1 protein-coding gene is annotated in these 12,128 nt (G+C 76.7%); it reads left to right on the top strand.

The window, feature by feature from the left end:
* On the top strand, positions 1-12,051 hold a 12,051-nt coding region (locus tag ACIQWA_RS35680), incomplete at its 5' end, for a type I polyketide synthase (protein ID WP_402489890.1).
* Between the last annotated feature and the right edge of the window lie 77 nt (positions 12,052-12,128).

Here is a 12,128-nt window from a genome sequence, read left to right as displayed (position 1 = left end):
GTGACGGCGCTCACTCCCGAGCGCCTGTCGGCCGTCCTGCGCCCCAAGGTGGATGCGGCCTGGAACCTCCACGAGTTGACCAAGGACCAGGACCTGAAAGCCTTCGTCCTGTTCTCCTCCGTCTCGGGCGTGATGGGCAGTGCCGGGCAGGGCAACTACGCGGCGGCGAACGTCTACCTCGACGCCTTGGCGCTCTGGCGCCGGCAGCAGGGCCTCGCCGCCCAGTCCCTGGCTTGGGGCGCCTGGGTGCCCACGGCCGGTATGACGGGCACGCTCTCCGAGGCCGATCTGCACCGCATCCGCTCCTCCGGCGTCCCGCCCCTCACCGAGGAGGACGGCCTCGCCCTGCTCGACGCCGCGATGGCCGTCGACGAGCCCTACCTGGTCGCGACCGGCCGTATGGCCGCCGGTGCCCGCCCGCGCGGCGAGGTGCCGACGATGTTCCGCGCCCTCCTGCCCGCCAGCCGTCGCACGGCCTCCGCCACCGGCACCGGCGCCGCCACCATGACGGCCCTCGCCGCCCGCCTCTACGAGCTGCGCGCGGCCGACCGGCTGCGGCACGTCGTCGACCTGGTCCGCACCGAGGCGGCGTCCGTCCTCGGTCACGCCTCCCCGCAGGCCGTCGCCGCCGACCGCGACTTCCACGACCTCGGCATCGACTCCCTCACCGCGCTGGAACTGCGCAACCGGCTGACCGCCGTCACCGGCCTGCGCCTCCCGGCGACCCTGGTCTTCGACCACCCGACCCCCACCGCCATCGCCGACCTCGTGCTCGCGGAGGTGCTCGGGCAGCACGCCGAGCCGGTGGTCCCGGCCGCGGTGGCCGCCGGCACCGCCGACGACCCGATCGTGATCGTCGGCATGGCCTGCCGCCTGCCCGGCGGGATCGGGACGCCCGAGGAGCTGTGGGCGCTGGTCGCCGAGGGCCGCGAGGGCATCTCGGACTTCCCGACCGACCGCGGCTGGGACCTCGACACCCTGCTCGGCGGCGGCCCCGGCGACCGGGGGCGCAGCGCCACCGCCAAGGGCGGCTTCCTGCACGGGGTGGCCGACTTCGACGCGGCGTTCTTCGGGATCTCGCCGCGCGAGGCCCTCGCGATGGACCCGCAGCAGCGGATCCTGCTGGAGACGTCCTGGGAGGCCGTCGAGCGCGCCGGGATCGACCCGACGGCGCTGCGCGGCAGCCGGACCGGCGTCTTCGTCGGCACCGGCGGCCAGGACTACCTGACGCTCGTGATGAACGCGCAGGAGGACATCGAGGGCCACGCGAGCACCGGCCTGGCCGCGAGCGTGGTCTCCGGCCGGATCTCCTACACCTTCGGCCTGGAGGGCCCGGCGGTCACCGTCGACACGGCGTGCTCCTCGTCGCTGGTGGCCATGCACCTGGCTGCCCAGTCGCTGCGCAGCGGCGAGTGCACGCTGGCCCTGGCCGGCGGCGTCACCGTGATGTCGTCCTCGCTCGGCTTCCCCGGCTTCACCCGCCAGGGCGGACTGGCTCCGGACGGGCGCTGCAAGGCGTTCGCGGAGGGCGCGGACGGGACGGGCTGGTCGGAGGGCGCGGGCGTCCTGGTGCTGGAGCGGCTGAGCGACGCGCGCCGCAACGGGCACCCGGTGCTCGCCGTCGTGCGCGGCAGCGCCGTCAACCAGGACGGCGCCTCCAACGGCCTGACCGCGCCCAACGGCCCGTCCCAGCAGCGCGTCATCCGCCAGGCCCTCGCCAACGCCCGCCTGTCGGCCGCCGAGGTCGACTTCGTCGAGGGCCACGGCACGGGTACCACCCTGGGCGACCCGATCGAGGCCCAGGCCCTCCTGGCGACCTACGGGCAGGACCGCGAACGGCCGCTCCTGCTGGGCTCGTTGAAGTCCAACCTCGGCCACACCCAGGCCGCCGCCGGTGCGGCCGGCGTGATCAAGGCCGTGCTGTCGATGCAGCACGGCGTGTTGCCCCGCACGCTGCACGTGGACGCGCCGTCCTCGCACGTCGACTGGTCGGCCGGTGACATCCGGCTGCTCACCCAGGCCGAGGAGTGGCCGCAGACCGGCCGGCCGCGCCGCGCGGGCGTCTCGGCCTTCGGGATCAGCGGCACCAACGCGCACGTGATCGTCGAGCAGGCCCCGCCGGCCGAAGCCCCCGTGCCGGAGCCGTCGGTGGCGCCGGTCGTCGTGCCGTGGGTGCTGGCGGGCAAGTCGGAGGCCGCGCTGGACGCGCAGCTCGCGCGACTCGAAGGGTTGGACGCCTCACCCGTGGACGTCGGCCTCTCGCTGGCCGCCGGGCGGTCGCGCTTCGCGCACCGGGCGGTGCTGCTGGACGGTGCCGAGGTGGCGCGCGGCGTCGCCGACGGCGAGCGCAGGACGGCAGTGCTGTTCTCCGGGCAGGGTGCCCAACGCCTCGGCATGGGGCAGGAGTTGTACGAGCGCTTCGCGGTGTTCGCCGAGGTCTTCGATGCGGTCTGCGCGCAGTTCGAGCTGCCCGTCCGCGAGGTCGTGTGGGGCTCGGACGTGGAGCTGCTGAACCGGACGGAGTACGCCCAGGCCGGGCTGTTCGCGGTCGAGGTGGCGCTCTACCGCCTCGTCGAATCGCTGGGCGTGCGCGCCGAGTTCGTCGGGGGCCACTCGATCGGCGAGATCGCGGCGGCGCACGTGGCCGGAGTGTTCGGCCTGGACGACGCCTGTGCCCTGGTGGCGGCTCGTGGCCGGCTGATGCAGGCGCTGCCGGCGGGCGGCGCGATGCTCGCCGTGCAGGCGACGGAGGACGAAGTCCTGCCGCTGCTGGGCGAGTCCGTCTCGCTCGCGGCCGTCAACGGCCCGACCTCCGTGGTCGTCTCGGGCAGTGAGGAGGCCGTCTCGCGGATCGAGGCACACTTCGCCGACCGCCGGACCACCCGCTTGCAGGTCTCGCACGCCTTCCACTCCCCGCTGATGGACCCGATGCTGGCGGACTTCCGCGAGGTCCTCGACGGCCTGTCCTACAGCGCGCCGTCGATCCCGCTGGTCTCCAACCTCACCGGCGCCCTCGACAGCGAGGACGTCACCACCCCCGACTACTGGGTCCGCCACGTCCGCGAGGCCGTCCGCTTCGCCGACGGGATCCGCGCGCTGCACTCCGCCGGTGCGACGGACTTCCTGGAGCTCGGCCCCACCGCGGCCCTGTCCCCGGCCGTCCGGCAGACCCTCGCGGACGCCGCGGACGTGGTCGTCGAGCCGGCCGGCCGCCGCAGCCGCCCCGAGGAGAGCGCCCTGCTGACCGCGCTCGCCCGCCTCCACGTCGTCGGCACGCCGGTCGACTGGGCGCGTCTGTTCGACGGCACCGGCGCCCGGCGCGTCGACCTGCCGACCTACGCGTTCCAGCGCGAGCGCTACTGGCCCCGGACGCACGCCCCGGCGGGTGGGCGCCCCGGCGCCGCCGCGCCGGACGACCCGCTGGACGCCCGCTTCTGGGCCGCCGTCGAGGGCGAGGACCTGGACGCGCTCGCCGCCGACCTCGCCGTGGACGGCGAGGCGCTCGGCGCGGTCCTCCCGGCCCTGTCCGCGTGGCGGCGCCACCACCGCGACCAGTCGCTCCTGGACGCCCTGCGCTTCCACGAGTCCTGGCGTGCGTTGGCGGGCGGCTCGACGGCCCGGCCCTCCGGCCCGTGGCTGGTGGTGACGCCCGCCGAGGACGGCGACGAGGCGTGGACGGAGGCGGCCTGTGAGGCGGTCGGACCGGACGCCCTGTGCCTTTCCGTACCCACGTCGGAGCGAGCCGAGCTCGCCGCGCTGCTGCGCGGACTGCCCTCGACCGGCCGCCCGTTCAGCGGCGTGCTGTCCCTCCTCGGACTCGGCCGGGGCACCGGCCCGGCCGCCGCGACCCTCGGACTCCTCCAGGCGCTGCGCGACGCGGACGTCACCGCGCCGCTGTGGTGCCTGACGCGCGGCGCCGTCGCGGTGGCCCGCACCGAAGCGCCGGCCGCACCCGAGCAGGCCGCCGTGTGGGGCCTCGGCCGGGTCGCCGCGCTGGAGCACCCCCAGCAGTGGGGCGGTCTCGTCGACCTGCCCGAGGCCCCCGACCAGTCCGCGGTGCGCCGGCTGGCCGCCGCGCTCGCCGGCACCGACGGCGAGGACCAGATCGCGATCCGCACCGCCGCCGTCCACGTCCGCCGCCTGGTTCCGGCCCCGGCCGGCGCACCGGACGCGGGCTGGACGCCGGGGGAGACCCCGGGCACGGTGCTGATCACCGGCGGCACCGGCGGCCGAGGCGCGGCCGTGGCCCGGCAACTCGCCGCCGCGGGCGCGAGCCACCTGCTGCTGGCGAGCCGGCGTGGCCCCGACGCCCCCGGCGCCGCCGACCTCGCCGAGGAGCTGACCGGCCTGGGCGCCGTCGTGACGATCGCGTCGTGCGACATCGCCGACCGTGACGCCCTCGCCGCCATGCTGGCCGCGATCCCCGCCGACGCCCCGCTCACCGCTGTCGTCCACGCGGCGGGCACGGTCGACGACGGCGTCCTCGACGACCTGACGCCCGAGCGCCTCGCCGCCGTCCACCGGGTCCGCGCCGGAGCCGCCCTCCACCTGGACGAGCTGACCCGCGGCCTCGACCTGACGGCCTTCGTGCTCTGCTCCTCCGTCGCGGGCGCCGTCGGCACCCCCGGCCGCGCCACCCTCGCGGCCCCGGCCGCCGTCCTGGACGCGCTGGCCCAGCGCCGCCGCGCCGAGGGCCTGCCCGCGACCTCCCTCGCCTGGGGCGCCTGGATCGGCGCCGAGGCCGCCGGCATCGACTCGGGCGCCCCGGCCGGGGGCGACGGACGCACCCAGCGCGCCGCCGTCCCCGCCCTGCACCCCGAGCTCGCCCTGGCCGCGCTGCGCCAGGCCGTCACCCGCCCGGCCCCCGCGCTCGTGCTGCTCGACCTGACGCAGCCGCAGGTCCTGGAGAGCCTGGTCGGCCTGCGCGGCAACCCGCTGCTGCGCGACCTCCCGGCCGCCCGGCCCGCGCTGGAGGCCGCCGCCGCGGCCCGCCGCGACTACGCGACCGCCGCCTCCGAGCTCACCGGCCGCCTGCGCGCCCTCACTCCGGCCGAGCGCACCGCCCTGCTCACCGACCTGGTCCGCACCCACGTCGCCGCCGTGCTCGGCTACGCCGACCGCTCCGCCGTCGCCCCCGACCGCAAGTTCCGCGACCTCGGCTTCGACTCCCTGACCGCCGTCGAGCTGCCCGCCCGCCTCGGCGCGGCCACCGGCCTCAAGCTCCCGGCCACCTCCGTCTACGACTACCCGACCGCCCAGGTCCTCGCCGAGCACCTCCTGGCCGAGCTCCTCGACACCCCCGCCGACCCGCTGCTCCCCGCCGCTCGGGCCGCGGCCGACGACACCGACCCGATCGCCATCGTCGGCATGGCCTGCCGCCTGCCCGGCGGCGTCACCTCGCCCGACGAGCTGTGGCGCCTGGTCTCCGAGGGCGGCGACGGCATCGCCGGCTTCCCCGGGGACCGCGGCTGGGACCTGCGCACGCTGCTCGTCGGCGACCGCGACGGCCGCGGCCGCAGCGCCACCCTGGAAGGCGGCTTCATCGACGCCGTCGCCGACTTCGACGCCGCCTTCTTCGGCATCTCGCCGCGCGAGGCCCTCGCGATGGACCCCCAGCAGCGCCTGCTGCTGGAGACCTCATGGGAGGCCCTGGAACGCGCCGGGGTCGATCCGCAGAAGCTCGGCGGCAGCCGCACCGGCGTCTTCGTCGGCACCAACGGCCTCGACTACGCGACGCTCATGATGAACTCGCGCGAGGACATCGGCGGCCACGCCGGCACCGGCCTCGCGTCGAGCGTGCTCTCCGGCCGGATCTCCTACACGCTCGGCCTGGAGGGCCCGGCCGTCACCGTCGACACCGCGTGCTCGTCCTCCCTGGTCGCCTTGCACTGGGCCGCCCAGGCGCTGCGGGGCGGCGAGTGCGGACTCGCGCTCGCGGGTGGTGTGACGGTGATGACCACCCCGGTGAGCTTCGCCGGCTTCACCGTCCAGAACGGCCTCGCCGCGGACGGTCGCTGCAAGGCCTACTCGGACGCCGCCGACGGCACCAACTGGTCCGAGGGCGTGGGCATGGTCGTCCTGGAGCGGCTGTCCGACGCGCGTCGCAACGGGCATCCGGTGCTGGCGGTCGTGCGCGGCAGCGCCGTCAACCAGGACGGCGCCTCGAACGGCCTGACCGCGCCCAACGGCCCGTCCCAGCAGCGCGTCATCCGCCAGGCCCTGGCGAGCGCCGGACTGTCGCCTGTCGAGGTCGACGCCGTCGAGGGGCACGGCACCGGCACCGCCCTGGGCGACCCGATCGAGGCCCAGGCCCTCCTCGCCACCTACGGGAGGAACCGCGAACGGCCGCTGCTGCTCGGCTCGTTGAAGTCGAACATCGGCCACACCCAGGCCGCCGCCGGTGTCGCCGGGGTGATCAAGACCGTGCTCGCCATGCGGCACGGCGTGCTGCCCAAGTCCCTGCACATCGACCGTCCGTCCGCCGTCGTGGACTGGACGGCGGGTTCGATCGAGCTGCTCACCGAGGCCCGGCCGTGGCCCGAGGTCGACCGGCCCTGGCGCGCCGGGGTGTCCTCGTTCGGGATCAGCGGCACCAACGCGCACGTGATCCTCGAACAGGCCCCCGCGGTGCCCGAGCACACCGAGGACCAGCGGGTGCTGCCCGCCGTCGTCCCCTGGGTGCTCTCCGGCCGCTCCGAGGACGCGTTGGAGACCCACCTCGCCCGCGCCCGCGCCCTCGCACTCTCCCCGTTGGACATCGGGTTCTCGCTCGCCTCCGGACGCTCCACCTTCGAGTACCGGGCCGTGCTGCTCGCGTGCAGCGAGGGCCTGACCGAGGTCGCCCGCGGCGTCGCGGCCGACCGCGCGACGGCCTTCCTGTTCTCCGGCCAGGGCTCCCAGCGCCTCGGCATGGGCCGGGAGCTGTACGCGCGCTTCCCGGTGTTCGCGGACGCCTTCGACGCGGTGTGCGCGGTGCTGGACGAGCACCTGGACCAGCCGCTGCGCACGGTCGTGTGGGGCGAGGACGCGGACCTGCTGAACCGGACGGAGTACGCCCAGGCCGGGCTGTTCGCGGTCGAGGTGGCGCTCTACCGGCTCGTCGAATCCCTGGGCCTGCGGCCGGACTTCGTGGCCGGGCACTCGATCGGCGAGATCGCGGCGGCACACGTCGCCGGGGTGTTCCCGCTCGGCGACGCGTGCGCCCTGGTGGCGGCTCGCGGTCGGCTGATGCAGGCGCTGCCGGCGGGCGGCGCGATGCTCGCCGTGCAGGCCGAGGAGGACGAAGTCCTGCCGCTGCTCGGGGACTTCGTGTCGATCGCCGCCGTCAACGGCCCGACGTCCGTGGTCGTCTCGGGCGCGGAGGAGGCCGTCTCGCGGATCGAGGCGCACTTCGCCGACCGCCGGACCGCGCGGCTGCGGGTCTCGCACGCGTTCCACTCGCCGCTGATGGACCCGATGCTGGCGGACTTCCGCGAGGTCCTCGACGGCCTGTCCTACCGCGCGCCGTCGATCCCGCTGGTCTCCAACCTGACCGGCACCCTGGGCGGCGAGTTCACCACCCCGGACTACTGGGTGCGCCACGTCCGCGAGGCCGTCCGCTTCGCCGACGGCGTCCGCGCGCTGCGCGAGGCCGGGGCCACCGCCTTCCTCGAACTCGGCCCCGACGGCGTCCTCACCGCCCTCGCCGAACAGAGCCTCGGCGACGACGCGGCCGACTGCGTCCGTGCCGCCGCCCTGCGCAAGGACCGCGCGGACGAGCGCACCCTGCTCACCGCCCTCGCCGCGCTCCACGCGGCCGGCGTCCCGGTCGACTGGGCGGCCCTGTTCGACGGCACCGGCGCCCGCCGGGTCGACCTGCCCACCTACGCCTTCGACCACCGCCGGTACTGGCCCCGCCCGGCCGCCCTCTCCGGCGACGTCGCCTCCGTCGGCCTCGTCCCGGCCGACCACCCGTTGCTCGGCGCCGCCGTCCCGCTCGCCGACGACACGGACGGCGTGCTCTTCACCAGCCGCCTCGCCCTGCGCGTCCACCCGTGGCTGCTCGACCACCGGATCGGCGGTCGGCCGGCCTTCCCCGCCGCCGCCTTCGTCGAACTGGCCGTCCGGGCCGGCGACCAGGTCGGCTGCGGCCGGATCGCGGAGCTCACGCTCGGCGACCCGCTGCCGCTCGCCGAGGACGACGAACCCGTCGTGCAGGTGCGCGTCGGGGCGCCCGACGGCACCGGCTCCCGCCCGGTGGCCTGCTACGCCCGCCCCGGCGACGCCGCCCCTGACGAGCCGTGGACGCGCTGTGCCACCGGCACCCTCGTGCCCCAGGACGACGACCTGCCGGACTACGCCCAGGTGGCCTGGCCGCTGGCCGGCGCGCTCGCCGTCGACCTGGACGGCTTCTACCGCGAGCCCGGGCGCGGCCCGGCGTTCCAGGGGCTGCGCGCCGCCTGGCTGCGTGGCGAGGAGGTGTTCGCCGAGGTCGAGCTGGACGGCGAACCCGCCGACGACGCCCGCTACTTCGGCCTCCACCCGGCCCTGCTGGACGCCGCCCTGCACGCCGCCGTGCTGATCGGCGTCGGTTCGGAGGAGCAGCTGCCGCAGCCCCGGGCCTGGCAGGGCGTGGCCCTGCACGCCGGGGGAGCGGCCGCCCTGCGGGTGCGCGTGGCCCGCCTCGGCGAGGACACGGTGTCCCTCACCGCCACCGACCCGGCGGGCGGCGCGGTGCTGACGGTCGGTTCGGTCGTCCTGCGCGCCCCGCAGGCCGCCGCGGCCGCCGCCCGCACCGGCCGAGACCCGCTGTTCCGGATCGAGTGGGTCCCCGCCCCGGCCACGCCGCCCGCCGCCACGGCGCCGAGCTGCACCGCCCTCGGCCGGGACGTCTACGGCACGGGCTCCTCGGCCGCGACCATCGCCGACCTCGGCCGCCGGGTGCCCGACCTCGTCCTGGTCGCGCTGGACGGCCCGACCGGCGACGTCCCCGCGGCCGTCCACGCGCACACCACCCGCGTGCTCGCCCTCGTCCAGGAGTGGCTGGCCGACGACCGCGCCGCCGCCTCCCGGCTGGTGTTCGTGACCCGGGGCGCCGTCCGGGCCGCCGACGGCGACACCGTCCGCGACCTGCCCGGCGGCGCCGCCTGGGGCCTGGCGCGCACGGCGAACTCCGAGCACCCCGGCCGCTTCGCCCTGCTCGACGTCGAGCGGACGCAGGACGTGGCCGCCGTGCTGCCGCTGCTGCCCGGCCTGCTGGCCGACGGCGAGGCCCAGTTCGCGGTCCGCGGCGGCGCCCTGCGGGTCGGCCGGCTGGCCCGGCTCGCGGACGCGGCGGGGCTGCTGCCCCCGGCCGGCACTCCGTGGGTCCTGGACGGCCCGCTGGGCGAGGACCCGGCCCTCGTGCCGTGCCCCGAGGCGGCCGAGCCGCCCGCGGCCGGGCAGGTCGCCGTCGCGGTGAAGGCCGCGGCGGTCCACGGACACGGCGCCGGCGCGGCCGGTGTGGTGACGGCGGTCGGCTCCGGCGTGCCGGACCTGCGCCCCGGCGACGAGGTGTTCGGCGTGCTGCCCGCCGGGCCGAAGGCGGTCGCCGACCGGCGCCTGCTGGCCCCGCTGCCCGCGGGCTGGTCGATCGAGGCCGCCGCCGCACTGGCCGGCGACTTCGTCCCGGCGTGGCGGGCCCTCGGCGGCCCGGCCGCCGCCCGGTCCGGCCGGACCGTCCACGTCCACGCCACCGCCGCCGGACCGGCCACCGCCGCCGTCGAGCTCGCCCTGCTCCTCGGTGCCGACGTCTCCGCGACCGCCCCCGACGGGCTGCGCGACGCCCTGCTCGGCCACGGACTGCCGCCGGAGCGGCTGACCGGCCGCGCGGCGGCGGGCACCGACCTCGTCCTCGACGACGCCGCCTTCGGCCGGCTGCCCGCACCGGACGCGGACGGGACCGCCGCGATCCTCGCGGAGCTCGCCGCCCTCGCCGGACGCGGGGAGCTCACCGCCGCGTCCGTCGCCGCACACGACATCCGCGACGCCCGCACCGCGCTCACGGCCTGCGAACCGGCGCGCCGCACCATCCTCACCATGCCCGTCGAGCGCGACCCCGACGGCACCGTACTGATCACCGGCGGCACCGGCGCGCTCGGCCGCCACCTCGCCCGCCGGCTCGCCGTCACCGGCGCCCGCCACCTGCTGCTCACCAGCCGGCGCGGACCGGACGCCCCCGGCGCTGCCGAGCTCCTCGCCGACCTGGCGGCGCTCGGTGCCGAGGCCCGCGTCGTCGCCTGCGACACCGCCGACCGCGCCGCCACCGAGGCCCTGCTCGCCGGCATCCCCGCCGAACACCCGCTCACCGCCGTCATCCACACCGCCGGCGTCCTGGACGACGGCATCGTCACCGCGCTCACCCCCGAGCGACTGTCCGCCGTCCTGCGGCCCAAGGTCGACGCCGTCTGGCAGCTCCACGAGCTCACCCGCGACCTCGGCCTCGCCCAGTTCGCCGTCTTCTCGTCCATCGCGGGCGTCATGGGCAGCCCCGGCCAGGGCAACTACGCCGCGGCCAACGCCTTCCTGGACGCCCTGATCGACCACCGCAGGTCGCTCGGCCTCGCCGGCACCTCGCTCGCCTGGGGCCCGTGGGCCCAGGAGGCGGGCATGACCAGCGAACTCAGCGAGACCGACATGCGGCGCATGCAGTCCGGCGGCATCCCGCCGCTCTCCGTCGAGCAGGGCCTCGCCCTGTTCGAGGCCGCCCTCGGCTCCACCGAACCGCTGGTCATCCCGATGGGCCTGGCCGCCGGGGGCATGCGCCCCCAGGGCGATGTGCCGCCGCTGTTCCGCGGACTCGTCCGCGCCGCCCGGCGCACCGCCGCGGGCGGCGGCGGGAGCGGCGCCGACGCGGCCGTCGGCTTCACCCGGAACCTGCTCGACCTCAACGAGCGCGAGCGCATGCACTACCTCGTCGACACCGTCCGCGCCGAAGCCGCCGCCGTCCTCGGCCACCCCTCCCCGGAGGCCGTCGACGCCGAACGTGACTTCTACGAGCTCGGGTTCGACTCGCTCACCGCCGTCGAGCTGCGCAACCGGATCGCCGCTGTCACCGGCCTGCGGATGCCCGCCACCGTCGTCTTCGACAGCCGCTCGCCGGTCGAACTCGCCACCTGGATCCGCAGCGAACTCGCCGACCAGGCCACCGAGGACGGCACCGGCGCGGCCGTGCTCGGCTCCGGTGCCGAACCCGAACTGGACTCCCTGGAGCGCCTGTTCACCGACGCCCTGGCCAACGGCAAGGTGCCCGAGGCCCAGCGGATGCTCGCCACCGTCGCGGCGCTTCGCCCCACCTTCGAGGCGACCGCCGAACTGGAGGACCTGCCCTGGGCGACCCGCCTCGCCGAGGGGCCCCGCCCGACCCGGCTGATCTGCGTCAGCGCGCCGACGGCCAACGCGGGCGTGCACCAGTACTCCCGGCTCGCCGCCCACTTCCGCGGCGAGCGCGAGGTGTCGGCGCTCCCGCTGGTCGGCTTCGCCACCGGCGAACGGCTGCCCGCCACCCCCGAGGTCGCCACCCGGGTGATCGCCGAGAGCGCCCTGCGCGCCAGTGACGGCCATCCGTTCGTCCTCGCCGGCCACTCCTCCGGCGGCTCCTTCGCCTACGCCGCGGCCGGCCTGCTGGAGCACACGTGGGGCATCCGGCCGGCGGGCGTCGTCCTCTTCGACACGCTGAGCTTCCAGCACAACGCGGACGAGGGCACCGACTACACCGGCATGATGCGGCTCAACTTCACCGGCGCCGACTCGCCGGTGCGGCTGACCAACTCCCGGCTGTCCGCCATGGGCCGCTGGATGGTCCTGCTCAACCGCCTGGAGGTCCACCACACCACGGCCCCCGTCCTGCTGATCACCTGCGACCGCGCCCTGGCCGGCGCGGACGAGGCCCCCATCGAGCAGCGCGCCCAGGCCGAACCGCTCGTCCCGGGCGCCCGGGTGGTCGGCGTCGACGCCGACCACCTGTCGATGATCCGCGAGGACTCGGTCCTCACCGCCGAGATCGTCGAGGAGTGGCTGCGCGGCCGGGAGTAGCCGCGGGCCGGACGGGCGTGCCGGGCACCTCCGGGGTGCCGGGCACGCCCGTCCGGGCTCCGCGCTCTAGGGAAAAC

Origin of the sequence: Kitasatospora sp. NPDC098652, from assembly GCF_044760155.1 — a bacterium.
In the GTDB taxonomy this organism is placed as follows: Bacteria; Actinomycetota; Actinomycetes; order Streptomycetales; family Streptomycetaceae; genus Kitasatospora.
This window is presented reverse-complemented; position numbering and strand designations above follow the sequence as displayed.